A 26,021-nucleotide genomic window follows, 5' to 3' on the forward strand; every position below is an offset into this window, starting at 1 on the left:
GCATAGATTGTAAAACAGTATCTGATTACTTGCTTCAATCTTGAAAGAGGAGGTTCATATGGATATTTTAAAGAAAATCGAACAGCACAGAGAAGAAGAGCAGCGTCTTAAATGGGAAGGAACATTTGGCGAGTATTTAGACATTATAAAGGAAAATCCACTTGTCGCTCAATCTGCTCATTCTCGCGTTTATCATATGATTAAAGACAGCGGGATTGAAGAGGAGAATGGGGTCAGAACGTACAAATTTTTTGATCAGGAGCTTTTTGGATTAGAGGAATCGTTGGAAAGATTAGTGGAAGAATATTTTCACCCTGCTGCCAAACGGCTTGATGTGAGGAAGCGTATTTTGTTGTTAATGGGACCAGTGAGCGGTGGGAAATCTACACTTGTTACTAGGCTGAAAAGAGGACTAGAAGAATATTCACTGACAGATAATGGCGCAGTCTATGCGATCAAAGGCTGCCCGATGCATGAAGATCCGCTTCATCTTATTCCGCAAAATCTGCGTGAGGATTTCTATAGAGAGTATGGCATTCGTGTACAGGGGAATTTGTCCCCTTTGAATATGATGAGGCTGGAAGAGGAATTCGGCGGGCGAATTGAGGACGTAAGGGTTGAACGGATCTTTTTCTCAGAGGATAAACGGACCGGGATTGGTACCTTTAGTCCGTCTGATCCGAAATCTCAAGACATTGCTGATTTAACAGGAAGCATTGACTTTTCCACTATTGCTGAATTTGGATCAGAGTCAGATCCAAGGGCCTACCGCTTTGATGGAGAACTCAATAAAGCAAACCGGGGAATGATGGAGTTTCAGGAGATGTTAAAGTGTGATGAGAAATTTCTATGGCATCTTCTGTCATTAACGCAAGAAGGAAATTTTAAAGCAGGCCGTTTTGCCTTGATAAGTGCAGATGAATTGATCGTTGCTCATACGAATGAAACCGAGTACCGGTCGTTTATTTCAAATAAAAAGAACGAGGCTTTGCATTCAAGAATTATTGTGATGCCGATCCCTTATAACTTGAAGGTGACAGAGGAGGAACGCATTTATCATAAAATGATTTCAGAAAGTGATGTCGCAGATGTGCATATTGCACCGCACACGCTAAAAGTGGCAGCGATGTTCTCCATTCTGACAAGACTCAAAGAGCCGAAGCGTTCTGATATTGATTTGGTGAAAAAAATGCGTCTGTATGACGGAGAGAGTGTCGAAGGCTTTCAATCTGCTGATATTGATGAGATGAAAAAGGAATTTCATGATGAAGGGATGAGCGGAATTGATCCACGGTATGTCATTAACCGCATTTCCTCCACTATTATCAGGAAGAACATGGAATCGATTAATGCCCTAGATGTCCTTCGTTCGTTAAAAGAAGGACTCGATCAGCATCCGTCTATCTCCAGTGAGGACAGGGAGCGCTATTTGAATTTTATTTCTGTTGCTCGAAAAGAGTACGACGATATTGCGAAGAAGGAAGTACAAAAGGCATTTGTGTATTCCTATGAGGAGTCTGCGAAAACGCTCATGGATAATTATTTAGATAATGTCGAGGCATATTGCAACAAAAACAAGCTGCGTGATCCATTAACCGGTGAAGAAATGAATCCTGATGAAAAGCTTATGCGTTCAATTGAGGAGCAGATCGGGATTTCTGAAAACGCCAAAAAAGCTTTTAGAGAAGAAATTCTGATTCGTATTTCGGCTTATGCAAGAAAGGGCAAACGCTTTGATTATAATTCTCATGAAAGATTGCGTGAGGCGATTCAGAAGAAGCTGTTTGCTGATTTAAAAGATGTGGTGAAAATTACGACGTCAACGAAAACGCCGGATGAACAGCAACTGAAGAAAGTGAATGAAGTAGTAGCTAGATTAATTGATGAACATGGCTATAATTCTACAAGTGCAAATGAACTTTTAAAATACGTAGGTAGTCTTCTCAATCGTTAATCAATGAAGGAGGCATTATTGGCGCACCTGCACCGGTAATGTCTTTTTTAGAAATGACCGTCAACTTGGGTGACGAGCAGCATAAGATAAAGAAATCGGTGGTTAGAAGAATTGTGCAAAACAGGTGAGGAGGGGGATGGATGTCCCGGCAAGGAAAAAGTCAGTTTATTGTATCTCAGGAAGACTGGTCCCTCCATCGAAAAGGCTATGACGACCAGCAGCGTCATCAGAAAAAAGTCAAAGAAGCGATTAAAAACAATTTGCCGGATCTTGTCACAGAGGAAAGCATTATCATGTCTAATGGAAAAGATGTTGTTAAGATTCCGATTCGTTCGTTAGATGAATATAAAATTCGTTACAACTACGATAAAAATAAGCATGTGGGTCAGGGCGATGGAGATAGCGAGGTAGGCGATATTGTCGCACGTGATGGATCAGATAGTAAGCAAGGGCAAGGAAAGGGTCAGAGTGCAGGGGATCAGGCTGGAGAGGATTATTACGAAGCAGAGGTCTCATTAATGGATCTTGAGGAAGCGCTGTTTCGGGAATTAGAGCTGCCAAACCTTAAACAAAAAGAGCTTGACGACATCATTGTTGAGCAAATTGAGTTTAATGATATTCGCAAAACCGGGTTAACAGGGAATATTCATAAAAAACGAACGATGCTCTCAGCATTTAAACGAAATGCAATGACAGGTAGCCCTTCCTTTTATCCAATCTATCCAGAGGATATCAAATATAAGACGTGGAATGAAGTGACCAAACCAGAGTCGAAAGCCGTCGTTTTAGCAATGATGGATACGAGCGGAAGTATGGGGCTTTGGGAAAAATATATGGCGAGAAGTTTTTTCTTTTGGATGACACGTTTCTTACGGACAAAGTATGAGACGGTCGATATTGAATTTATTGCCCATCATACAGAGGCGAAGGTTGTCGATGAAGAACATTTCTTCTCGCGCGGCGAGAGCGGGGGAACGATTTGCTCCTCTGTCTATCGAAAAGCACTAGAGCTCATAGACGAACGTTATCCGCCATCGCGATATAATATTTATCCTTTTCATTTTTCTGATGGAGACAATTTGACATCAGATAATGCACGTTGCGTGAAGCTTGTGTCTGAAATTATGAAAAAAGCTAATTTATTCTGTTATGGTGAAGTGAATCAATACAACAGGCATTCTACATTAATGTCAGCATATAAGCATATACAGGATGAGAAATTTAAGCATTATATTTTGAAGCAAAAATCAGATGTCTTTCTCGCCTTAAAAAAATTTTTTCAGCAAGAAGAAGTTCTTTCGTAAATAGCACATTTGAAAAAACCTTTCAGCATAAGGGCTGAAGGGTTTTTTGTATGGAGAAGGAAGGGATCACCAGAAAAAAAGTAAAACTTTCTCTTTGACATTTCAATTTTCATTTATTAATATTTAATCTTGTTAAATATAAGTTTTTCAAAAAAGATGCCGATCGTCTTTTCTTCTTTTTCTACTCTTTGCTCATGAGTGAACAATAAGTATAAATGGGCTGCACACCATTATTCATGCGGGGAAGATGAAGGAGAAATAACAGTTTTATGAGCTTACTTCATATTCTGTCAGATGATGGGCATTCTAAGTTTGCTAAAGCAGATGACACTATATTTTTATACATGAAAGGAGAAACAAAACATGAACAGAGGGCGTTTATTGCTAACGAACATTATTGGCCTTATTGTGATTCTTGCCATTATTGCCGGAGGTGCTTATTACTATTACGAAAGCACAAATTTTGTCAAAACTGACGAGGCAAAAGTAACAGGTGACATGTATCAAATCACAGCACCAGCAGCTGGACAAATCAAAGGCTGGGATATCAATGAAGGTGACGAAGTGCAAAAAGACAGCACAGTTGCAAAAGTTGAAGGAGAAACAAAAACAAACATTAAATCAGTGGCTGATGGCACATTAGTCAAAAAAGAAGTACAAAACAATCAACAAGTGCAGCCTGGTACAGTTCTTGGTGAAACCATTGATTTAAGCAAGCTATACATCACAGCGAATATCAAAGAAACAGATATTAAAAACATTGAAAAAGGCGACAAAGTCGACATCGTGGTAGATGGTGATCCTAGTACAACATTTGAAGGAACAGTTGAACAAATTGGTTATGCGACAAACTCAACATTCAACATGCTACCAGCAACAAACTCAAGTGGTAACTATACAAAAGTGACACAAAAAGTAGCAGTGAAAATTTCAATTAAAAATCCATCAGACAAAGTACTTCCTGGTATGAATGCTTCTGTCAAAATTTCATCTTAATGATGATTGATATCAAAAAATGAAAGGAGGTTGTCTGAGATGGCAAATCAACCTGCAGCAACAAAACAGGGAGCAGGCTCCTTGTCTTTACTGATCATTTTAATGGCCGGGTTGTTCGTCGCGATTTTGAACCAAACGCTTCTGAACGTAGCCATGCCCCATTTAATGACTGAATTTAATGTGAGTGCAACGACAATTCAGTGGCTTACAACAGGTTATATGCTTGTCAACGGTGTGCTCATTCCGTTATCTGCGTTTTTAATCACACGCTTTGGACAGCGTAGCTTATTCCTAGTTGCCATGATCTCGTTTACACTAGGGACCTTTATTTGCGGGATTGCGCCGAACTTCTCGACCATGCTCATCGGCCGTTTGATTCAGGCAGTCGGCGGCGGTATCTTGCAGCCACTCGTGATGACAACAATCCTTTTTATTTTCCCTCCAGAAAACAGAGGGAAAGGAATGGGGATTTTCGGTCTTGCGATGATGTTTGCTCCTGCGGTAGGACCAACATTATCTGGTTACATTATTGAACATTATTCTTGGCGTATTATGTTTTATGGACTTGTTCCAATCGGAGCAATTGTCATTATCGCGGCTTTCTTTATGTTTAGAAATATTGTAGAGCCTAAAAAGATCAAGCTGGACAGCCTTGGTGCGATTCTTTCCATCGTTGGTTTTGCTTCGCTTCTATACGGAGTGAGTGAAGCCGGAAGTGATGGCTGGACAGATCCGATCGTCTTATCGACGATTATTGTTGGTGCGATTGCGATTATTCTCTTTATTTTCCAACAGCTGAAAGCTGATAATCCGATGCTTGATTTCCGGGTGTTTAAATACAGTATTTTCTCACTATCAAGTGTCATTAATATTATTATTACAGTTGCCTTATATACTGGGATGTTCTTACTACCAATTTATCTGCAGAACCTCGTTGGGTTTACGGCATTGCAATCTGGGCTATTAATGCTTCCAGGGGCACTTGCGATGCTGATTATGTCCCCGATTTCAGGGATTTTGTTTGATAAATTTGGACCTCGTCCGCTTGCGATTGTGGGAATGCTCATTACCGTTGTCACCACATTCGAGTTTACAAGGCTGACGATTGATACATCATATAGTCACATCGTGCTCATGTATGCAGTGCGTGCATTCGGTATGTCACTCCTTATGATGCCTGTGATGACAGCTGGGATGAACCAATTACCACAGCACTTAAACAGCCATGGTACAGCGATGTCTAATACATTGAGACAAATCAGTGGTTCGATCGGTACGAGTTTGATCACAACGATTTATACGAATCGGACAACATTCCATTATTCCAATATGGCGGATCAAACAAATACAGCGGACCCGTTCTTCATGAATTCGTTCCAGGCAGCTGTGTCGAATGTGATGCATCATATGGGTATGACAGCTGAAGCTGCTCAAAAATATGTATCTACCCAGCTCTTTACGAAAGCTCAGGTTGATTCAAATGTAATGGGTATCAATGATGCTTACATGTGGGTAACGTTATTCTGTGCCGCTGGTGTCATTCTCAGCTTGTTCCTGCGTGATGTACGTAAGGATAAAAAGCGAAAAGATCAGCAGCATAAAAAACAAGAAATGACACTGCTTCCAGCACCTAAGGAAGCAAACCAAGATGCAAGATAAGTGTGGAGGGACCGTACATGAAAATTTATGTCGTATACGATAGTGAAGGTGACCATACAAAAGCACTGGCAGAAGCAATTGCAGCGGGTGCAGGTGAAACGGAGCAGGCTGAAGTATTCGTTGATCACGTGAAAGATGCGGATATTCGCAAGCTTGATCAAATGGATGCAATTATTTGGGGCTGTCCTGGTCACTTTGGAACCATTAGTGCTGGATTAAAGACATGGATTGACCGTCTTGGCTACCTATGGGCTGAAGGAAAATTAATCGATAAAGTCGGTGCCGTTTTCTGTACAACTGCTACAACGCACGGCGGTTTAGAAATGACGATGCATAATTTGATTACCCCAATGTTCCACCAAGGGATGCTTGTCGTTGGTCTTCCTGGAAATGTGCCAGAGAATGCGTTATATGGCTCTTACTATGGAGCAGGTGTGACATGTCCGATTGATTCTGATGAAGTGATTTCGACAGAAGGTATTGAACTCGGAAAAGCATTAGGAAGACGTGTAGCATCAGTCACTGCGTCATTTAAGCGATAAGGAGAGGGTTCTTTTGGCGACGATTATTGTAGCGTTAGTAGCTGCTGTTCTAGTCATTATCGGATTAGTAGCATTCAATGTCAGACACGCTTCGGTCGAGAAGAAAGAGATCAATGAAGATGTGCCTCATCAGCCTGACGTGCCCCGTAGCGAGTCAGAAGCTGCGGCGAGACCTGTAGAGCCTGAAGTAGAAGAGGAAGCGTCAACGCCTCCTCAAACGAATGAACGAGTGTCTGGCGATGATTTCTATAGACAGGCGCTTCAAAAGTTTAAGCAACCAGAACCACCTGTCAAAGAAGAAGAGCCAAAGACAAAAATGAATGATGATATGTATCGTTCTGCCTTGCAGAAGCTAAAGCAGAAGGACAAATAAAAAGGAGAACCTCTCGTCAGGTTCTCCTTTTTTTTATGGGACAAAAAAACCGCCGGCAGAAGCCGAGCGGTTTTCCTTCACTCTATAAAGTGCTAAAGAGCAGATGCTCTTAAATTACGCTTTGTTAACGTTAGCAGCTTGTGGTCCACGGTTACCTTCAACGATTTCGAAAGAAACTGCTTGACCTTCTTCTAAAGTTTTGAAGCCTTCGCCTTGGATAGCAGAGAAGTGAACGAATACATCGTCTTGACCTTCTACTTCGATGAATCCGAAACCTTTTTCAGAGTTGAACCATTTTACTTTACCTTCTAACATGAAATTTCCTCCTAAAGCGATCTTAACGCTTAAATTCACTATTCTTGCTCTTACACAAACTTCAAAGACGAAAACTCTTTCAAAACTTTCTTCTTAAAGATGATACGAACAAAAATAATTACCTTTACTTTACCAGTGTTTGCGGGAAAAAACAACTGTTATACGAAAACTTTTTTAAAAATAATGATCGCTAACAAATTGAGGAAAAAGCCTATATTCATTGGCCTCTTTTTCTCCCTGAGAAGCTCACTTGATTTCGACCAGACTGCTTCGCTTTATAGAGCTCCTGATCAGCTATAATCGGTAATTGTTTGATGTCTGGACTTGTCCCAGAGTAATACGCACACCCAAGTGATACTGTAATATGAATGGACATGCCATTTTGTAAATAAACCGGCTGATCTGCTATTTTTCTCCGTAAACGTTCTGCAATCTGCCATGTTTTTTCAACTGTACAATTTGGTAGAAAGACAGCAAATTCCTCGCCACCGATCCTGCCAATATAATCAGAGCTTCTTGTGTTTTTGATCAGCCTTTTTCCGATTTCTTTTAAAACCATATCTCCCTCATGATGTCCATATTGGTCATTGATGGATTTGAAGTAATCGATGTCTAAGTAAATAAGGGACATTTGATGGGTAGGGTGCTTAAATTTCATCGAAAAAGCATCATTTAAGACCTCATCGAACTTCCGTTTATTTAAAACACCTGTTAAAAAGTCATAATGAGCTTGGAATTTATACAAATTCAACAGCTGATATGCTTTTGTTTGATGTTCAATGACGTAAAAGTTAAACAAAACTGCAATATATGAGAACATCCAATAAGTAAAATGCAGTTCAAATGATGTCTCATGCACGATCATGATAAACAGGCTTGTGGCAATCACATTACCGATCGTAATGGACAAAAGCATTTTCACAACATGATTCATATGTCGTTCAGCAATTAAAAAAGAAGCTGTAGCAATGATCATCATGGAAAAAATATTGATGAAAGAAGCGATGTTGGCTTCGATTAATAATCGACCAATGATCACAACAACGGCTGCAATAATGGTTTGGGCAATGCCTCCGTAAAAGGCCGTTAAAATAAGGGGGATATGTCTTAAATCGATGATAGCTGGTCCAGCTTTGATAGAGAAGAACATTAAGAGGACACCGAGTAACCCAGAAAGAATGCCTTTGCATAGTTGTCTGAGCAGGGTATCTTCTTTCTTTAGAAAATTCTCTTTAAACACAAGCATAAATAAATAATGGAAAGTGACAAGAATTGTTAAATTAATAAAGAGGTCTCTTAGCAAAATTAAATCACCTTTTTAAAATTACTAAAATTTGTTGCAAAAGAAAAGGGGAAAAAGGATAATTAATAAAAATTTCACTTATGAGGGGATCAAAACACATGCATGGAAAACGCTTCCCGGATGAACCGGACTTGTTTTCTTTTTTTGAAACGGAGCCTGATGAAAGGTTCGAGAAAGGGATGCCGATTGAATATCAAAACCTGACATTTCGATTTGAGAATCAAGACGAGCGCTTCGTTGTCACGATGTACCTTGGAAGTCAAGAATTTACGTTAAAGGCTGTTCGAAAAAAAGATGGATCTATTTTAGGCATCTATGATTTTAAAACCGTGCAGCATGTAGAGATAAAAAAGGACAATCAATACGAGAAAGAGCTTTTGATCATAGTAGAAGCTTATGGTGATTTTATGACAACAGTTGAAATCGCTTTTTTACCTTTCTTCTCTGTGATGGTGAAAGAGCATTTTTCAGAAGAATAAACAGGAGCCTCAATATTTGAAGGCTCCTGTTTTCTTATTTGTGCTCGATGTCATTGATTACTTGCTGGATTGATTCATCATCCATCACATTCATGACACTTTCATCAATGTGGAGAGACTGTGCATAGGACTCTCTTGGCTGATGGTTTCTTGATGTTGATTCGTGCTGATTCGAATGATTTGGCTGTACAGCTGTGAATGCCTGCTTCATCATTTGTCCGATTTCCGCAGTGCCCTTTGATTCTCTTTGTGCGTGTGACTCGTGTCGAGGCGAGTCATGGTGCTGTTGATCTTTTCCCTTCATCATTGAAGACATATTCATTTGCGTCATGCTTTTCAGCCTTCTTCGTAAAGCCGGGGAAAATAATGCAATGATGGCTGTTGATACTGCGATCATTGCGCCAGTGCTCATGCCTTTTCTTTTTTTAAACAAACGAATCCCTCCATTTGATCGTGATGATCTTTCATCAAGTTTAGGATGACCAAACACAGCTGAATTATGAATTCATTTTGCGGAAACAGAGGATGTATGCATAAAAAGTCGGCTGGATGAAAAACCTAAGAGCAAAAGGAGGGAATAAATGATGAATAAGAAATGGATGCTATCTTTACTACTCGTTCCAGCATTGATCACCACTGGATGTGGTATGAACAACCAGGGCGATGAGCGAAGAGGAACAATGAAACGACAGTATGAAAATGTCACATATAAGAATGACAACATGAGGCAGGATGAGCCAGATGTTCAAACACCTCAGAAGGTCAAAGTGGCAGACAAAGCGTCAGAGCTTGTAGCCAACATGCCTGAAGTAAAAACAGCGAACGTACTGGTTACAGGAAAGAATGCATTTGTTGCCGTAATGCTTGAAGGCGATAAAAGCGGTAATGTGACAGATGATTTGAAAAAGAAAATTTCTGATAAAGTCAAATCAACAGATCAACAAATCGACAATGTGTATGTCTCTGCCAATCCAGACTTCGTTGATCGAATGGAAGGATATGGAAAGAGAATTAGAAGCGGAGAACCCATCTCAGGATTTTTCGATGAATTTACTGAAACAGTCAGACGTGTCTTCCCTGAATCAAAATAGCTACGACAAAAGCCGTATGTCATATGCGGCTTTTTTGTTTGGAACCGCACCTTGCGCACCTGACTGCATAAAGTAAAAAATATATCACCTCTTGTTGATCTTTGTTTCTTCATAGAAAGAGAAAGAGGCTGCAGGATGAATTCAGGTGGGGAGCAAATGAAAGCCAAGCCGTCAATGATTCATAAAAAGCTTGTAGGCGGAATGATAGCAGCAGGTCTCATTTTTTATGCTTTCACCGCGTACTTGATTTATGTTGCGTTTCAGCTGACAGGACAATATTTAGAGCAGCAGTCTTCTCCTAAAACGATTTTAACGGAGAGACTCAATAAGCAAGTCTATGAACATATTAGAATATACTATACAGAGAAAGAGGACGCTTTTGTTGATTTGACAATCGAGGCCATAGAACAGGCAAAGAAGAGGACAGCGTCAGTGTTTCAATTTGATACTGACAAACCTTTAGACATTATTTATTTTGATGATAAAGAAACAATTGAGCAATATGCTGGGATCAAGCATATTACGGGTTTTTATTCTGATCATGATCAAATGATAGGGTTATATCCAGATAAACGGGAAGCATTATTGAAGAAAGAGACACTGCCTTTATACTTTTTCAACACGTTATTGATTCATGAATATGCTCACTTTGTTTTCTATGAAAAAGTTCATTCTTACGAAGTGTCTCCGGTGATCTTCCCACTTTGGTTCCATGAGGGAACAGCAGAATGGACGGCCTATGACGTGTTAAATGCCACGTCTGAACGGTTCGACGTCATTCCCTTCCAGTCTCTTCATTCTGATCAAGATTGGCAAGACTCTCGGATGACGTATGAGACAGATGTTTATGTGCAAAGCTACTATATGATCTATGAGCTGGTGCAGCTTTACGGACGAGATATCATACACGAGATTATGCAGGAAACGGCGAAAACAGGTCTATTTGCTAAAGGCTTTGAACAGGCGACAGGGCAACGGCTCGCAGATTTTGAAGATTATTTTCACAAGATATATCAAAGAAAAAACGGCTGACCAGTGAAAATGGCCAGCCGTTTTTTTAATGAAGGGGCTTTTGCTGATTCGCTTTGCTTGGCGGCATTTGAACCTGCCCTTGAAGCGGTGCAAAAGCTGATGTCATGGCCGTCATGTCTTGTCTGGAAAGCTGAGGGACTTGATAGTAGCCATGCTTGTTTTGATACAAGAATATTTCATACGCCATTTCGATAAAGTTCGGGATTTGCGCAGCAAGTACACGTCTGACAACTGGATTCGTTACTTCTAATGCTGACATGGAAAGTAATCCAGCATGTGATTTGACGAGGCTGAGCATATGCCCTGTGATGCCCAAGTCTTTGACATCCTGTAACGATTGATTCGGCTTCTTCGGCTGAGAAGGCTTGATTCCGTATGTCACTTGTGTGTGTTCTTTCATCATATAAGTAGCGGTTTCTTCACTAGGCTTTTGTCCAGTAGAAAAACAATCTACAGTGACATTGTACTGAGATAAAACGAATTGGTATTGTCGATCCAAGATGTCGGATAATGCAGGATCTTGAATAAACTGCCGTAGGATCATATACTGATCCAAAATATTAATTGTGCCGGCTAAAATTTCATGTAAGTCGAATAATTCATGTCCGCCATGATTGAGTTCAGGCTGGGGAGCGCTTCCTTGAAACATTGGTTGTTGATCGTTTTGCACTTGAGATTCCTCCTTCTATTTATACAATCTGTTTTAATGTGAGGATGTTTTCCTTCTTTCATGCAAAAACATTATTTACAATTAGAGGGTTTTCTTCCTTTTTGTCGAAAAAAAGTATCAGACGAATGAACATGGGGGTACCAGATGCAGGACAAAATCATTAATCGTTTGATAGAAGACGAACATGTGCAGACACCAGTGATTGGCATCGGTGTTTCGCCGTTTGAACAGCATCATCTTGAGGCTTTCTTTCAATCATTTCCACATGAATTAAATGCCTCTTTTATTGTTGTGCAAAATCATGTGACAGGCGATTGTATAACTGATTTGGAAGCACTTGTTTTACCGATTGGCTACCGGGCAAAAACGATTAAACATGGTGAGAAAGTCATGAAGAAGACGATTTATTTTTGTCCACAGCATGCGGTAGTGACGTTAACAGAAGATCAGCGGCTGCACCTATCAGAGCAGCTGCCTGCGTGCATGGCTTGCTCTGTGGACTTGCTTTTTCAATCTCTTGCCAGCGTTCAAAAAGAGGAGGCTTATGCGATTTTCTTTCAAAAAGGTCATTGCGTGGGAAATGGCTTGCTTCAGTTGGTTGAGCAGGGCGGTACAGCTTTATCGTGCAGTGAGGAAGAAAGTGGTTTTGATACTTTGTATCAACAATCATTCAAGGACCCTTCCACCCTTGCGGCATACATCTCCAATATCATGAATGTTCCGCATATTGATGAGGCAGATCCTGTTTTACTGAGAATCATTGAACGTCTTGAAATGTATAAAGGCATTGCCTTTTCAAACTATGAAAGGAAAAGGCTGCTATCTGTCATTCAAAAGCGAATGAAGGCTACAAAAAATCAGATTTCATTGTTAGCAGAGTACGACTACTTATTAGAAAGAGAACCAGATGAGCTTGACCTTCTGCACGTACAGCTTCTAAGCGGCATGACATCTTTTTTTAGAGATAGGGAGGCTTTTCATGTATGTGAACATCAAATCATTCCGACGATCATTGAAAATGCGGTGAAAAACGGGAAATCTCGTTGCCGTATTTGGATTGCTGGATGTTCGACAGGAGAGGAAGCCTATTCTTTTACGATCTTATTTTTAGAAGAAATGAAGCGAAGACAAGTGACCATTGAACTTCAAGTATTTGCAACAGATATCAATCGGAAAGCCATTCAAAAAGCTAGTAAAGGTCTTTACTCAGTAGAGTCTATGGCAAGGATGCCGGAAAAATGGCGGGCGCGATATTTCGAAAGGAAAGGTGACGCTTTTATTGTGAAGCAGTCGCTTAGAAAACATATTGTCTTTGCACCTCACAATTTATTGATCGATTCACCTTTTATCCACCTCGATTTTATCAGTTGCCGAAATGTTCTGATGTACTTCCAGCCTGAAGTGCAAAAACGAGTATTGTCCCGATTCCAATATGCTTTAAAAGATGAAGGGATATTAATATTAGGGCCAAATGAAACTGTACCCAATATCCCTCGTTTATTTCATTTATTTAATGAAAAATGGAACATTTACACCCATTCAAACATTTCAAAACCACATGTCCCTTGGACATCAGACGCTCGTGATATCGAGTTGAAAGCGCGAGCTGCACAATATATGAAAGAAGTAAGCGAGGATTATGATGCATGTATGGTCATCAATGATAGTGACAAAATCCTGGCAGTATCAAAGGGTGCATATTCTTTTTTAGATCATACAGAAGTGTCAGATCAATCATGTGAATATGTGACACCTGATTATATGAAAGAGATGCTCAGTCAAACCTTTCAAAAGGTGTGGACAGACGAGACAGAGGTTGTGTTTCAACATGTTCTCATTTCAGAAAAAGGCAGCAAGCAGTATGCAGATTTTACCGTGAAAAGTTTTGACCGCCGTTTTAAGGGAGTATACGTCATTCTCATACGAATGAATGAGAGAGGGAAAAATCAAAAGAACGGCAGGGAAATAGGGATGTCAGATCTGAATTCAGTCTATCAACAGCGTATAGTCGATTTGGAAAATGAACTCAATGAAGTCAAACAAAAGGAGCAGGAGGCAAGGGCTCAATTAAAAGAGAAACACACGCAGTTAGAGGAGATTGAGAAAAAACACGAGCATTATATAAATATCATAAACAATTTAAGGGTGACAAGAGAAGAACTGTACAAACCCTCTATCAAGCCGGAGCTTGCAACGCTGTTTGTAGACAAGGACATGAATATTCGCTATTACACTCCTACAGCTGCCTCTTTATTTACTTCAGCGAAAATTAGACATCAGCAATCCTTTCAGTCGATGGCTAAAAAACTCACGAAGGAAACGCTCTGTCATGATATCCAATCCGTCATATCGGATAGGCGCGCGATCGAACGTGAAATTGAAACGAACGAAGGCGAGCAATTCACCGTTCACATCACACCCATCTTCGATGAAGAACATGAAGGAGCGGTGATGACTTGGATGAAAATGACTGAAGTAACGAAAATTAAGCAGTCGCTTCATCTAGCGGTGACGGCACTTGATAACAGCCATATTCATATTGTTGTGGCAACTGAGGAAGGGGTCATCCAATGCGTGAACCAGCGTTTCTGTCAATTCGTCCAGCAACACGAATATGACCTGATCGGCAAAGATATTTTTTCCGTCTATCATTCACTATGTCAATGTGATGATTTAGAGAAACAATGGAAAGTTTGTTTAAGAGAGGGCAGCTGGACAGGTGAGTTGTACTTTCAAGATTTATGTGGACGTGAACGATGGGAAAGAGTCTCTTTACATCGAATTGATGATCCTGACAAGATGCAGTCAACCGTCATGCGGATTTCAGAGGATATCACCAATCAAAAGCAGTCAGAGAAGATGCTGATGAAATCAGAGATGCTGTCAGCAGTAGGGCAGCTTGCAGCAGGCATCGCTCATGAGATACGGAACCCGCTGACCTCATTAAAAGGGTTTTTACAGCTGATGATTCAAAGTAAAAAGTATCAGAAAGATTATGCAGATGTCATGATGTCAGAGTTTAATCGGCTCGAGTCAATTATTAATGAATTTCTCGTACTTTCGAGAAGCAAATCGGTGAAATTTGAACCGGTACATGTCAATCTTCTGCTCGAAGAAGTGATCATGGTCGTTGAATCTCAGGCGGTCTTAAAAGGCGTATCTATTCAGAAAAAGCTGTCTCCATCGCTCCCTAACATTCAAGGCATTCCGAATGAACTGAAACAAGTTTTCCTAAACATCCTTAAAAACGGAATAGAAGCGATGGATGGTGTGACAGGTGTCATCAAGGTGACCTCTCTCATGAAAGATCATCAGATGATGTTGATCTTTGAAGACCAAGGAAAGGGAATACCAGAGGACGAAATAGGGAAACTCGGTGAACCATTTTATACAACAAAAGAAAAGGGAACAGGCCTCGGTTTAATGATGACCATTAAAATCATTGAAAGCCATGGTGGCACCATTCGTTTTGAAAGTAAAAGCTTTGAGGGAACACGAGTGATAATTACCTTTCCGATGAGTTAAAAAAGACAAGTTTTACATGAAATCCATTCAACATCAATATTTACTTTGTACACTATGAGAGATGAAGCGCAAAGGGGAGAGGTCTAATGAAACGAATGTTATCTATTCGAATGATTTGTTGTTTGGTTTTGGTGATCTTTAGTTTGCAGTCCTTATTGCCTGGCATGTCCGCAGTGAGCGAGGTCAGTGCATCTGAAAAGAAAGAAATAAAAAAGATTGTGCAGATCAAAAAAGCCCGTCAGCTCATAGGAGAGACCGTGACGGTAAGTGGCATTGTAACAGCAGATCAATCAGCTATAGGCAATGGAAAACTGTCCACATACATTCAAGACAAATCAGCCGGAATCAATGTTTATTCAGCCCAGCCCAATCACTTCCCGGAACTAAAAGCAGGGATGAAGGTGACAGTGACTGGTAAGATCATGTCTTATAAAGGACTGATTGAAATTGTGCCAGATCAAGGTAGTCTGAAGGTAGATACTGTGAACCAACCCTTGCCAAAGGCGAAGCGAGTGTCTGTGAAGCAGCTAGAAATGGAACAAGCAGGTAAACATGAAGGAAGACTAGTGAAGGTCAAAGGCTATGTAGAGACAAAACCAGCTCAGCCGGCTGGCGGTGGATACAATGTGGTGATCATTGATAAAAAATATCACAGCACCACACTGAGAGTGATGGTCGATACGAATGTGATTGATAAAGTAAAGACAGGGAAATGGTACGAGTTTACAGGGGTGTTAAGCAGGTATGATACGCTGCAGGTGCTTCCAAGACATCAGGATGATATCAATCTTCTCAAACGCCAGCCAAAGCCGCCAAAGATGAAGAAAGAATACAAAGCAACGGTTGACCGTGTGGTGGATGGAGATACGATTCATTTAAAGAAGCCCGTTCTAGGTACAACAAAGGTGCGTTTTGTGAATATGGACACGCCAGAAACGTATCATCAGCCAAAAAGTGAATTAGACAAAAACCAATTGCGTTTTGGACAGCAAGCGACTGACTATTTAAAAACACTACTTTCGAGCGGTGACCAAGTCACATTAAAAATTGGTCCTGAAGCTAAGGATCACTATGGACGTCTTTTAGCTCAGGTGAAAACCAAAAAAGGGTTAAATACAAATCTAGAGCTTGTGAAAAAAGGATATGCCCCTACTTATTTCATCTGGCCAATTGGAGATGAAAAGGACTATCATACGTATCAAAAAGCAGTAAAAGAAGCAAAGGAAAAAGGACTGGGCATTTGGGACGAAGCGGTCCCTCTGCTTGAACAGCCGTTTGAATTTAGAGCACGTGAACAGAAAAAAGGACTGACACGCTATGTTGGCGATTCATCTGTCAAAACCTACGTGTCCCCTGACAAATGGAAAGAAATCGATGTGGATAAACGGATCTTTTTTGCTTCTAAAGAAGAAGCAGAGCAGGCTGGTTACGAGCCGGTAAAGGATGCGGGCGAAGTACCATTAACGATTTTAAGTATGAATGATTTACACGGTAAAATTGATCAAGAATACGAATTGGATTTAAAAGGTGACGGCAATAAAGCCATGTACGGGCGGATGGATTATGTCGCAGCCTATATGAAGCAAAAACAAGCAGCGCACAAAAATACGATTACGGTCCATGCTGGAGATATGATTGGCGGGAGCTCTCCAATATCTTCACTTCTGCAAGATGAACCAACCGTTGAACTCATGGAGAACATTGGATTTGATGTCGGCACGGTTGGCAACCATGAATTCGATGAAGGGGTAGACGAGCTATTGCGTATCTTAAATGGTGGAGATCATCCAAAAGGGACAAAGGGGTATGACGGACAGAACTTTCCGCTCGTTTGTGCGAACTGTGAGTACAAGGATACAGGTAAACCGCTTTTACCGGCTTACGAAATCATTGATGTTGAAGGAATCCCTATCGCATTTATCGGCGTTGTGACCAAGTCTGCGGCAGGAATGGTCATGCCAGAAGGGATTAAAGACATTCAGTTTACAGATGAAGTCAAAGCCGTGAATGAAGCCACGAAGGAATTAAAACAAAAAGGAATTAAAGCTATAGCGGTTTTAGCTCATATGACAGCCTCTCAAAATGGCGATACCATCACTGGAGAGAGTGCAAAGCTTGCCAAAGAAGGTGATGAAGAAATTGATGTCATTTTTGCAGGTCATAATCACGAAGTGGTCAATGGAGAGGTCAATGGAAAATTAATTGTGCAAGCCTTTGAATACGGGAAGGCGATTGGCGAAGTCAATGTGACACTTGACCGTAAAACGAAGGATATCGTCAAAAAGAGTGCAAATATCCAGTATGTAGATCAGGCTGGAATAGAAAAGGACAAGGAAGCAGCAGACATCTTGGCTCATTACGGGAAAGAAGTGGAGCCGATTATTAGTGAGGTTGTTGGAGAAGCCGGGGTCAAAATGGAAGGCGGCTATTCAAATGATGGAGACACGCCGCTTGGTAATTTGATTGCGGATGGTATGAGATATTCAATGAAAAGTGACTTTGCCATGATGAATGGAGGCGGTATTAGGCAAAACCTTGAAAAAGGGCCGATAAAATGGAGAGATCTCTTTAATATTCAGCCATTTGGCAACGTTCTAGTCAAACTAGAGATCAAGGGAAAAGACTTAGTAGAGATCATAGAAGCACAAATTTCTCCACAATTTGGACCAGATTATAGCATTTCAGGCTTTTCATATTCCTATGATCCTGTAACATATAAAGTAGTCGACTTGAAGCTGCCAGATGGTTCAGCCCTAGCTCTCGATCAAACGTATACACTCACTGTGAATAACTTCATGGCAACAGCAACTGGCAGTAAATATGCACCAATCGGCAGGCTTGGACAAAACCCTGAAACTGGCCCAGAAGATTTAGAAGCCACTGTCGATTTTGTGAAAAGCTTTGAGGGAGCTTCCATTGTGTATCAAAAAGAGGGACGAATTCAAAAAGCAAAACAAGAAGAAAAAGCAGCAAGCTAAAAAGCGTATCATCTAAGAGAAATGTAACAGGCAAAGGAGTTTAAGCATGAAAAAGTGGCTTGCGCTGACTGTGATGACAGCCGGGATTGTGCTGCTCGGCTGGGGGATATGGCAAATCGCATCAACTCATCTTCAAACAGCCCAATCATTAGACGAAGCGAAGAAGGTCGTGGCGACCGATCAAGGGATGTCCAAGAAGCAGTTTGCTCCTGAAATAGGTAAAGCCTCTGGCATCCTGACGATTCCAAAATTAAAAGCAGACCTTCCGATTGTCGAAGGGACAGATGCGGATGACCTTGCAAAGGGAGTAGGACACTACAAAGACAGTTATTATCCGGATCAAAATGGACAGATTGTCCTTTCTGGTCACCGTGACACGGTGTTTCGCCGGACAGGCGAACTAGATATTGGAGATCAGCTGAAAATCACTGTGCCGTATGGTGAATTTATATATGAAATCACACATACGAAAATTGTTGATCAGCATGATACATCCATCATTACGTTGCAAAATGAAAAGGAAGAGCTGATATTAACGACATGCTATCCTTTTCATTTCGTCGGCAATGCGCCAGAGCGGTATATTATATATGCAAAAAGAGTGTCTGAATAAAGAAAAAGAGCCTGCTTTCGTACGCAGGCTTTTTGTTAATGGATGATTTGACTCATGAGTTGGTCCATATCAGGTGGTAAAGGAGCTTCTATGATCAGATGCTCACCTGTAAAAGGATGTTTCATGTCAACTTGCTTGGCGTGAAGAGCACACCTGTTGATGTATTCACGAACTCCGTCATATAACGTATCTCCAGCTAGTGGGTGCCCGAGACTGCTAAGGTGGACACGAATTTGATGCGTTCTACCCGTCTCTAGTTGTAGTTTAACCGCTGTTAGTTGCAGACGTTTATTCATGTCCATGACCTGAAAATGAGTCACAGCTTTTTGCCCTGTAGGAGAAATTCTTCGTCTCACTGCGTGGTGTTTGTCACGACCGATCGCTGCATCGATGGTGCCTTTCTTCTTTTTGAAAAGTCCCTCTGCTATGGCGATATATGTGCGTTTAATTGTTTTTTTAGAAAGCATTTGATCAAGAGCCGCATGAGCTAATCTATGCTTTGCAAAAATGACGGTTCCGCTTGTGTCTTGATCTAGCCTGTGGATATGTCTTACCCGCTTTTCTTCTCCATTTGCTTGGAAATGAAATGCCACAAGATTTGCCAGTGTGCCAGTTTGTCCTTGTTCATTCGGATGAGTTGGTCGTCCGGCAGGTTTTTGTACAATTAATAAATGCTCGTCTTCGAAGAGTACTTCTAATTCACCGTATTCCGGTGTCACATCACTTTCTTCTGTTTCAAATAAATCAATGATGATCTGATCGCCTTGACTGACTTTAGCCGCGTGATGGGCAGGCTTTTGATTTAAACGAACCTTTTGATGCTCCATCCAAAAATGAATAATCGGTTTTGATGCAGATACGGCTGTCTTTAAAAAATGACTGAGTGAAGTGTGATGATACTGCTCGTCTACTTTTAGTGAGAGCGTGTGTCCTTTTATAATCATGATATCCGTTCCTCTCTTTGGGTATATATAGGAAACACTTACCTTGGCGAATGCCTTTTTTTCTGTGCTATTCTGAATGGAGAAATAACGACAGAGAGGTAGATGTCACGTGAGATTAATGAAAGCTGCTACAGACCTGCAAGAGCAGGCAATTGAAGAAATATCAAAGGATGTTGAAGATCTTCTTTCTCATGCTGTCAATGGACAGGAGCGGGATACGCGCCAGAAAGATCGCTCGCTTACCTTTATTGATGGCGTATATAACGGAACGATGGATGATGCTTTTCGTATTTTATCGGGACTTCAGCTATTACATACCATTATTGTAAAACCGAAACGTCATCTCACCAAACGAGATCGTGAGTTATTCGAGCGAAACCGTGAGCAGGTCAACGCCTGCGGCTTTTCTTTTCCTTTTGATCTAGACGATTTTGCTAGCCGTCACCTTCAAAATGCGTAAAAGATGGTGTGAACTTCCTTGTTAACTTACAAGGCCCTCGCACATACTATTTTTAAGGGAACGGAGAAACCTTTAAGATCTGTAATACCAAACCCGCTCTTTTTCAACATCGTCTATTTCTCCACGAATCGGAGCGCTTGGATCTCTTGCAGAATGAACCGAACACGGATAGGAGCCTGACAAACGATGCAGGCTCCTTTTATACATAATCATTTTAGCAGACATTCATCTTTGAAAGTCAATTTTATTCACGATATGATAGCATTGGGTATATGTTTGAGACTTTTGTAAAAAAAGGAGTGGCCTCGTTGGTAAAGGCGATTATATTTGATTTCGACGGATTAATTTTAGATACAGAAACACATGAATATGAGGTTTTACAAGAAATGTTTGCGGAGCATGAATCAGATCTGCCTCTTTCTGTATGGGGCAAGGTCATTGGCACGCAGGCAGGCTTTAAGCCATTTGAATATTTGGAAAAGCAGCTAGGGAAGACGCTGGATCATGAGACACTCACAGCAGATCGGCGTTCTCGTTTTCAACAAAGAATGAAGGACGAATCAGCAAGACCTGGTGTAGAAGCTTATTTAGAAGCAGCAAAGGAGCTCGGTATCAAGATTGGCCTTGCTTCCAGCTCAGACTATAAATGGGTGTCTGATCACCTAAAGCAGATTGGTCTTTTCGACTACTTTGAATGTATCCGCACGTCAGATGATGTGGAAGAAGTGAAACCAAATCCAGAGCTTTATTTGCAAACCGCACGATGCTTAGGGGTCGAGCCAAAAGATTGCGTGGCATTTGAGGATTCTGTGAATGGATCAGTAGCTGCCAAACGAGCAGGTATGAAATGTGTGATCGTTCCAAACAAAGTCACGAGCACGCTTCAATTTGAAGAATATGATGTCAGATTAGAATCCATGGCTGAAATCGAATTGCTCCAGCTATTCCATCAGCTTGAAAAAGAGGATCAGTAAGGGGGCAAATACATCATGGCAGAAAAACTAGACTTAACGCGTTTTGAAAAAAGAATGGTGATCCGTAATATTCGGGAAGAGGATATTGACCGAATCATTGCGTTGCAAGAGGTATGCTTTCCAGGCATGGACCCTTGGAAACGAGAACATCTTGAAAGCCATCTTGAGCATTTCCCAGAAGGACAGTTTTGTGCTGAATTCGAGGGAGAAATCATTGGCTCTTGTTCAAGTTTATTAATTAACTTTGACGAATACGATGATCGCCACACGTGGCAGGACATTACAGATGATGGGTACATTACAAACCATAATCCGGATGGAATGAATATGTACGGAATCGAAGTCATGGTGAGTCCTGAGTACCGACGAATGAAAATTGGACATCGTTTGTATGAAGCGAGAAAAGATTTAGCAAGAAGATTAAATTTAAAAAGCATCATCATTGGCGGACGCATTCCGAACTATCATAAATACCAAGAGGAAATGACGCCTCGCCAGTATGTGGAGCAGGTCATGCTTCATCAAATCTATGATCCTGTTTTATCTTTTCAGCTATTAAATGAATTTAGTCTTATGCGGATCAATCCGAATTACTTGCCAGATGATAAAGCATCGAGCACATATGCAACGTTAATGGAATGGAACAATGTCGATTATCGCCCGCAATCGAAAAGGTACTATAAATCGGCATTCCCTGTTCGAATTTGTGTGATTCAATATGCAATGAAACAAATTCATTCCTTTGAAGAATTTATGAATCAGGTCGAGTATTATGTAGATGTCGCATCAGATGCATCAGCTGACTTTGCCGTATTCCCAGAAATTTTCACGACGCAGCTCATGTCTTATTTAGAAGAGCGGTCACCAAGTCTTGCTGTGCAGCGAATTACGGAATATACAGAAGACTACATTAATTTGTTCACAGACCTTTCTGTGAAATATAACATTAATATCATCGGCGGTTCTCACTTCGTGGAAGAAGAAGGGAAAATCTATAATATTGCCTATTTATTTAGACGTGATGGAACGATTGAAAAGCAATATAAGCTTCATATCACGCCGAACGAAAGAAAATGGTGGGGGATTTCAGCTGGTGATCAAGTCAGGGTATTTGATACGGATTGCGGCAAAATTGCGATCCAAATTTGCTACGATATTGAATTTCCAGAGCTTGCAAGGATCGCAGCTGACAAAGGAGCAAAAATTATTTTCACTCCGTTTTGTACAGAAGACCGCCAAGGCTATTTAAGGGTACGTTACTGTGCACAGGCGAGAGCGGTTGAAAACCAGATTTATACCGTCATCTCTGGAACAGTTGGCAACCTTCCGCAAACCGAAAATATGGATGTTCAATATGCACAATCGGCTATTTTCGCCCCATCAGACTTTGAATTTGCAAGAGATGGGATTGTAGGAGAGTGTAACCCAAACATTGAGATGGTCGTCGTAGGTGATGTCGATTTAGAAATTTTAAGAAGACAAAGACAAGATGGGACTGTACGTCAGCTGAAAGACCGAAGAAGAGACGTGTACCATATTGAATATAAGAAATAATGAAGGAAGCGCCTATCGTTGAGGCGCTTCTTTTTGATAACATCAGATTTTTTTCAATGGCCAAAGGGATGCTGGAGAAAAAGCTGAATATACTGAAAGGAGATTATGTGTTCAAGAAGGGGAGGAACATGGGGCGACAATCTAAACATCTGTATATTAATTTGCCGGTAAATCATGTGAAGGAATCAATCGCTTTTTTTGAGCAGCTAGGCTTTGAATTTGAGGAGCAGTTTACGAGTGATCAGGCGGCCTGTATGGTCATTGATGATGCGATCACTGTCATGCTGTTATCTCTTAGGCATTTTCAATCCATTTCAGAGAAACAATTAGTGGATGCAAAAAAGGCATCAGAGGTGATTATCTCTATGCGCGTGCATTCACGAGAAGAGGTCGATGATCTTGTTGAACAGGCAATAGCGGCAGGCGGTTCACCTTTTAAGGAAAAGCAGGATCATGAGTTTATGTATGGATGGAGCTTTCAGGATCTAGATGGTCATTTGTGGGAAGTATTTTATATGGATGAGGAAAGAAGCGGCCTTTCTTAAGGGTGCTTCTTTTTTATTGTTTATCAGTGGTATGATAATGAGGAGCAGAAGGAATCTGGAATACAACTAGAGAAAAGTAGGTGCAGCATGGAGTTTTTACTTGTCTTACTGCCAGTGTTCGGCATATTCCTGATCGGGTATATCGGGCAGAAGGCGATCGGTTTTGATATACATACGCTCTCAACAATGTCTTTATACTTAATGTCACCATTTCTTGCGTTTGAAACCTTTTATCAAAACAAAGTGTCGATGGACTATGTATATCTATCCATTTTTGTTGTCGGGCTTTGTCTTGCACTTATTTTATGTGTCTTTATTTTATCTCGTATTTATGGGTATTCGAATGAAACGTATTGCGCCATGATTCTGTCGTCAGCTTTTATGAACAATGGAAATTATGGTACGCCTGTTGTGCTGCTTGTCTTTGGAGCAGCAGGTTTGGATATTGCCATCGTATTGATGGTGCTGCAGCAGCTTGTCATGAGTACAATCGGCATGTATTATGCAGCAAAGGGCGGAGAGGATGCAGGAGATGGAAAGGTCGTTTTGAAAAAAGTGCTGCGTATGCCAGTTGCTTACGGTGCGCTCATCGGTCTATTATTTCAGCTGATTGACCTTTCATTACCTAAAGAGCTGATGACGGGTATTCAGCTTGTTGGGAATGCTGCCATACCGACGATTATGCTTATTTTAGGCATGCAGCTTGCAGTGATCTCGTTTAAACAAGTGGATTATCGCCATATTTCTTATGCTGTTTTGCTGAAGCTGTTTATCTCCCCACTTATCGCATTTGGCTTTACGCTTATTTTACCGGTAGACGATATGGTGAAACAAATTATGATTTTAGTGGCAGCCATGCCGACAGCAGCAAATACAACGCTGATGGCTGTACAATTTCGAACGAAGCCTGAGTTTGTCTCAAGCACGACATTTCTCAGTACCATCTTAAGTATCGTGACATTACCAGTTTTATTATGGATTTTATCCATGCACCCTCTGGGATAGGGGATAGGCGGCAAACAAAGGGGGACATATGAATGAATGTAGATGTTCATTTCCAAGTGAGTGACGTGTTGAAAACGAAGCATTTTGCGCATGCAAAAGTGCTAGCAGGGGAAAAAGGATTGTTTCGGCAGGTCAAATGGATACATGTGTTAGAAGTGCCTGATGTAGAGGATTTGTTAAATGGAGGCGAGCTGATATTAACGACAGCCGCAGGCTTCCATGATCAACTGGATGTGTTTCAAGCGTTTTTACGTCAATTGATTGATTCAGGGGCGGCCGGCTTGTGTATTGAATTTGTTCCGCTAAGATTCGAAGTGCCGAAAGAATTACTGACTTATGCAGAAGAAAGGGATTTTCCACTTATTCTGTTTACAAAAGAAGTGAAGTTCGTCAACATCACACAGCACCTTCATACGATGATGATCGAGCGTCAGTATCAAATGATGGCTGATTTAGAAGCACTATCATCAAAGCTGAATGAGCTTTTACTGACCCCGCATCCGCAAATGGATATATTGGATCAAGTGTATCAGCACGTAAGGGGGATTCTTTTACTCCTTCCTGTTCAGGGCGAGCCGATTATTTTATGTGATTCTTCCAAACAAACGGAAGAATTGGTCATGAATTATTTGCAGTTTGCTTCCGTGCCAAAAGGATACGAAGTGACACAAAAACAAGTGCTTGCGCTCAAGCAAACATTTGCAGATCTTGTGCTCATTCATCAAGCAGACACGCTCTCAGAATTCGAACTGCTAGTCATGGATAAAGGAGCGAATGCTCTTGCCCAGCAAACATTAAGAGAACTTTATACAGAAGAGATAAAGAAGACAAAGGAAAATGAATGGCTGCAAAAATGGTTCCAAGAAGAGCATACAGAACAAGAGATCATAGAGCACCTTGAAGAAACAGAAGGTGTGAAAAAGCCAACTGGCTGTGTAGTCTTGCTCTTTCAAAAGCATCATGAAATGGAAGAAATCGCAGGGAACCTTTACTTTCTTGTCTCTTGCCGCTCCATTTTTCAGCGTGCTGGTTTCCATCTGATTGCATATGAGCATCAAGGTCAAACCTTGTTTATTTTATTAAACACGAGAAAAAAAGAGGACTGGAAAGCGCGTGCAGAAAAGGCTGCAAACGACATCAAACAATTGTATAACCGGGAGCAGCCCCGAGGAACCGAGATCAATTTTGGTATCGGTCAATATTGTGAAAAGTTTCAGCACATGAGAAAAAGCTTTCAAGCAGCCAAAGAAGTGCTGCATTTAAAAAAAGTGATGCCTCAGCGGGTGGAAAGTCCATTTTATCAAGATCTCCATATGCTCCGTCTCATGCCGATGATGAAGGAAAGCGGTCTGCTTGAATGTATGGTGAAAGAGTATTTAGAGCCCGTGATTGTATACGATAATCAAAACAGCGGAAGACTCTATCAAACGCTGAATATCTTTTTACAGACAAATGGTTCTAAAAAAGAAACCGCAAGCCAGCTTTATATTGTCAGACAAACCCTTTATCATAGACTGGATAAATTGCATGCCTTGCTTGGTGAGGATATGATGCAGGCGCCGAAACGACAGGCGCTTGAATTTGCGATCCTTGCTTATGAATTCCTACAAGGAAATCGACGTTAGCAGTTTTGCCAAGGTATCAAGAAAAGTGTCTTATGATGGTGTTCAATCAGTTGACGATCTGTCTAATGTATTCGGCCTGA

The 26,021-nt window shown here is 41.0% G+C and carries 23 protein-coding genes; 18 read left to right on the forward strand and 5 right to left on the reverse strand.

Annotated features, from left to right (window positions below; genetic code table 11):
• The first annotated feature begins 58 nt into the window (after nucleotides 1–58).
• From GPS65_RS09810 to GPS65_RS09835, 6 genes are all read left to right on the forward strand, one after another.
• Complete coding sequence (locus tag GPS65_RS09810) at nucleotides 59–1,954, forward strand: PrkA family serine protein kinase (protein WP_012009374.1); 1,896 nt, start codon at nucleotides 59–61, stop codon at nucleotides 1,952–1,954.
• A 140-nt stretch (nucleotides 1,955–2,094) separates the two neighbouring features.
• Nucleotides 2,095–3,258: a sporulation protein YhbH gene (gene yhbH, locus GPS65_RS09815; RefSeq protein ID WP_012009375.1), complete on the forward strand. Its 1,164-nt coding sequence runs from the start codon at nucleotides 2,095–2,097 to the stop codon at nucleotides 3,256–3,258.
• Nucleotides 3,259–3,621: 363 nt separating this feature from the next.
• Nucleotides 3,622–4,254: a biotin/lipoyl-containing protein gene (locus GPS65_RS09820; protein WP_012009376.1), complete on the forward strand. Its 633-nt coding sequence runs from the start codon at nucleotides 3,622–3,624 to the stop codon at nucleotides 4,252–4,254.
• A gap of 39 nt (nucleotides 4,255–4,293) precedes the next feature.
• Nucleotides 4,294–5,913, forward strand: coding sequence for a DHA2 family efflux MFS transporter permease subunit (locus GPS65_RS09825; protein ID WP_012009377.1), 1,620 nt, complete (start codon nucleotides 4,294–4,296; stop codon nucleotides 5,911–5,913).
• Nucleotides 5,914–5,930: 17 nt separating this feature from the next.
• A complete protein-coding gene (locus tag GPS65_RS09830; protein ID WP_012009378.1) occupies nucleotides 5,931–6,455 on the forward strand; it encodes a flavodoxin family protein in 525 nt (174 codons plus the stop codon).
• Between the two features lie 13 nt (nucleotides 6,456–6,468).
• A complete protein-coding gene (locus tag GPS65_RS09835) occupies nucleotides 6,469–6,828 on the forward strand; it encodes a hypothetical protein (RefSeq protein ID WP_012009379.1) in 360 nt (119 codons plus the stop codon).
• Nucleotides 6,829–6,942: 114 nt separating this feature from the next.
• Here the strand turns inward: GPS65_RS09835 and cspB are convergent, their stop codons facing one another.
• Both cspB and GPS65_RS09845 read right to left on the reverse strand, forming a co-directional pair.
• A complete protein-coding gene (gene cspB / locus GPS65_RS09840; protein ID WP_003212277.1) occupies nucleotides 6,943–7,143 on the reverse strand; it encodes a cold shock-like protein CspB in 201 nt (66 codons plus the stop codon).
• Between the two features lie 217 nt (nucleotides 7,144–7,360).
• Nucleotides 7,361–8,446: a GGDEF domain-containing protein gene (locus tag GPS65_RS09845; protein WP_012009381.1), complete on the reverse strand. Its 1,086-nt coding sequence runs from the start codon at nucleotides 8,444–8,446 to the stop codon at nucleotides 7,361–7,363.
• A gap of 98 nt (nucleotides 8,447–8,544) precedes the next feature.
• On the opposite strand from GPS65_RS09845, the gene GPS65_RS09850 reads away from it, so the two are divergent.
• Nucleotides 8,545–8,925 (forward strand): hypothetical protein, encoded by a 381-nt coding sequence (locus GPS65_RS09850; RefSeq protein ID WP_119124619.1) that lies wholly within the window; start codon nucleotides 8,545–8,547, stop codon nucleotides 8,923–8,925.
• 34 nt (nucleotides 8,926–8,959) lie between these two features.
• Here the strand turns inward: GPS65_RS09850 and GPS65_RS09855 are convergent, their stop codons facing one another.
• A complete protein-coding gene (locus GPS65_RS09855; protein ID WP_088003862.1) occupies nucleotides 8,960–9,358 on the reverse strand; it encodes a spore coat protein in 399 nt (132 codons plus the stop codon).
• A 148-nt stretch (nucleotides 9,359–9,506) separates the two neighbouring features.
• Between GPS65_RS09855 and GPS65_RS09860 the strand changes: the two genes are divergently transcribed.
• Both GPS65_RS09860 and GPS65_RS09865 read left to right on the forward strand, forming a co-directional pair.
• Nucleotides 9,507–10,016, forward strand: a complete 510-nt coding sequence (locus GPS65_RS09860; RefSeq protein ID WP_012009384.1) for a YhcN/YlaJ family sporulation lipoprotein — start codon at nucleotides 9,507–9,509, stop codon at nucleotides 10,014–10,016.
• Nucleotides 10,017–10,172: 156 nt separating this feature from the next.
• Nucleotides 10,173–11,048 carry a hypothetical protein gene (locus GPS65_RS09865; protein WP_041816192.1) on the forward strand — a complete coding sequence of 292 codons (876 nt, stop codon included), beginning with the start codon at nucleotides 10,173–10,175 and terminating at the stop codon, nucleotides 11,046–11,048.
• A 25-nt stretch (nucleotides 11,049–11,073) separates the two neighbouring features.
• On the opposite strand, the gene GPS65_RS09870 is transcribed toward GPS65_RS09865, so the two are convergent.
• Entirely contained in the window at nucleotides 11,074–11,718 is a 645-nt protein-coding gene (locus GPS65_RS09870; protein ID WP_012009386.1) for a spore coat protein, read from the reverse strand.
• A gap of 144 nt (nucleotides 11,719–11,862) precedes the next feature.
• On the opposite strand from GPS65_RS09870, the gene GPS65_RS09875 reads away from it, so the two are divergent.
• The 3 genes from GPS65_RS09875 to GPS65_RS09885 all read left to right on the forward strand — a co-directional run bounded on the left by GPS65_RS09875 (nucleotide 11,863) and on the right by GPS65_RS09885 (nucleotide 18,834).
• Nucleotides 11,863–15,243 (forward strand): CheR family methyltransferase, encoded by a 3,381-nt coding sequence (locus GPS65_RS09875; protein ID WP_012009387.1) that lies wholly within the window; start codon nucleotides 11,863–11,865, stop codon nucleotides 15,241–15,243.
• Nucleotides 15,244–15,329: 86 nt separating this feature from the next.
• The gene (locus GPS65_RS09880) at nucleotides 15,330–18,221 is read left to right on the forward strand and encodes a 5'-nucleotidase C-terminal domain-containing protein (protein WP_144481824.1); all 2,892 of its coding nucleotides are present in this window, start codon (nucleotides 15,330–15,332) and stop codon (nucleotides 18,219–18,221) included.
• A 46-nt stretch (nucleotides 18,222–18,267) separates the two neighbouring features.
• Entirely contained in the window at nucleotides 18,268–18,834 is a 567-nt protein-coding gene (locus tag GPS65_RS09885; protein ID WP_012009389.1) for a class D sortase, read from the forward strand.
• Between the two features lie 35 nt (nucleotides 18,835–18,869).
• Here GPS65_RS09885 and GPS65_RS09890 read toward each other — a convergent pair whose 3' ends face one another.
• Nucleotides 18,870–19,778 carry an RluA family pseudouridine synthase gene (locus GPS65_RS09890; RefSeq protein WP_144473827.1) on the reverse strand — a complete coding sequence of 303 codons (909 nt, stop codon included), beginning with the start codon at nucleotides 19,776–19,778 and terminating at the stop codon, nucleotides 18,870–18,872.
• Nucleotides 19,779–19,887: 109 nt separating this feature from the next.
• On the opposite strand from GPS65_RS09890, the gene GPS65_RS09895 reads away from it, so the two are divergent.
• From GPS65_RS09895 to GPS65_RS09920, 6 genes are all read left to right on the forward strand, one after another.
• Entirely contained in the window at nucleotides 19,888–20,238 is a 351-nt protein-coding gene (locus GPS65_RS09895) for a DUF5365 family protein (protein WP_012009391.1), read from the forward strand.
• Nucleotides 20,239–20,546: 308 nt separating this feature from the next.
• Complete coding sequence (locus GPS65_RS09900) at nucleotides 20,547–21,212, forward strand: HAD family hydrolase (protein WP_012009393.1); 666 nt, start codon at nucleotides 20,547–20,549, stop codon at nucleotides 21,210–21,212.
• Nucleotides 21,213–21,227: 15 nt separating this feature from the next.
• A complete protein-coding gene (locus tag GPS65_RS09905; protein WP_012009394.1) occupies nucleotides 21,228–22,766 on the forward strand; it encodes a bifunctional GNAT family N-acetyltransferase/carbon-nitrogen hydrolase family protein in 1,539 nt (512 codons plus the stop codon).
• Between the two features lie 128 nt (nucleotides 22,767–22,894).
• Nucleotides 22,895–23,311 carry a VOC family protein gene (locus GPS65_RS09910; RefSeq protein ID WP_144458733.1) on the forward strand — a complete coding sequence of 139 codons (417 nt, stop codon included), beginning with the start codon at nucleotides 22,895–22,897 and terminating at the stop codon, nucleotides 23,309–23,311.
• Nucleotides 23,312–23,398: 87 nt separating this feature from the next.
• Nucleotides 23,399–24,316, forward strand: a complete 918-nt coding sequence (locus GPS65_RS09915) for an AEC family transporter (protein WP_012009396.1) — start codon at nucleotides 23,399–23,401, stop codon at nucleotides 24,314–24,316.
• Between the two features lie 32 nt (nucleotides 24,317–24,348).
• Nucleotides 24,349–25,941, forward strand: a complete 1,593-nt coding sequence (locus tag GPS65_RS09920; protein ID WP_012009397.1) for a PucR family transcriptional regulator — start codon at nucleotides 24,349–24,351, stop codon at nucleotides 25,939–25,941.
• The last annotated feature ends 80 nt before the right edge of the window (nucleotides 25,942–26,021 follow it).

This window comes from Bacillus pumilus (genome assembly GCF_009937765.1).
GTDB classification, from domain to species: Bacteria; Bacillota; Bacilli; order Bacillales; family Bacillaceae; genus Bacillus; species Bacillus pumilus_O.

Coding starts and splice junctions, on each gene's coding strand:
- GPS65_RS09825 (WP_012009377.1), top strand. CDS start 4,294: ATGGCAAATCAACCTGCAGCAACAAAACAGGGAGCAGGCTCCTTGTCT.
- GPS65_RS09885 (WP_012009389.1), top strand. CDS start 18,268: ATGAAAAAGTGGCTTGCGCTGACTGTGATGACAGCCGGGATTGTGCTG.
- GPS65_RS09915 (WP_012009396.1), top strand. CDS start 23,399: ATGGAGTTTTTACTTGTCTTACTGCCAGTGTTCGGCATATTCCTGATC.
- yhbH (WP_012009375.1), top strand. CDS start 2,095: ATGTCCCGGCAAGGAAAAAGTCAGTTTATTGTATCTCAGGAAGACTGG.
- GPS65_RS09850 (WP_119124619.1), top strand. CDS start 8,545: ATGCATGGAAAACGCTTCCCGGATGAACCGGACTTGTTTTCTTTTTTT.
- GPS65_RS09880 (WP_144481824.1), top strand. CDS start 15,330: ATGAAACGAATGTTATCTATTCGAATGATTTGTTGTTTGGTTTTGGTG.
- GPS65_RS09860 (WP_012009384.1), top strand. CDS start 9,507: ATGATGAATAAGAAATGGATGCTATCTTTACTACTCGTTCCAGCATTG.
- GPS65_RS09905 (WP_012009394.1), top strand. CDS start 21,228: ATGGCAGAAAAACTAGACTTAACGCGTTTTGAAAAAAGAATGGTGATC.
- GPS65_RS09820 (WP_012009376.1), top strand. CDS start 3,622: ATGAACAGAGGGCGTTTATTGCTAACGAACATTATTGGCCTTATTGTG.
- GPS65_RS09910 (WP_144458733.1), top strand. CDS start 22,895: ATGGGGCGACAATCTAAACATCTGTATATTAATTTGCCGGTAAATCAT.
- GPS65_RS09865 (WP_041816192.1), top strand. CDS start 10,173: ATGAAAGCCAAGCCGTCAATGATTCATAAAAAGCTTGTAGGCGGAATG.
- GPS65_RS09890 (WP_144473827.1), bottom strand. CDS start 19,778: ATGATTATAAAAGGACACACGCTCTCACTAAAAGTAGACGAGCAGTAT.
- GPS65_RS09830 (WP_012009378.1), top strand. CDS start 5,931: ATGAAAATTTATGTCGTATACGATAGTGAAGGTGACCATACAAAAGCA.
- GPS65_RS09875 (WP_012009387.1), top strand. CDS start 11,863: ATGCAGGACAAAATCATTAATCGTTTGATAGAAGACGAACATGTGCAG.
- GPS65_RS09810 (WP_012009374.1), top strand. CDS start 59: ATGGATATTTTAAAGAAAATCGAACAGCACAGAGAAGAAGAGCAGCGT.
- GPS65_RS09920 (WP_012009397.1), top strand. CDS start 24,349: ATGAATGTAGATGTTCATTTCCAAGTGAGTGACGTGTTGAAAACGAAG.
- cspB (WP_003212277.1), bottom strand. CDS start 7,143: ATGTTAGAAGGTAAAGTAAAATGGTTCAACTCTGAAAAAGGTTTCGGA.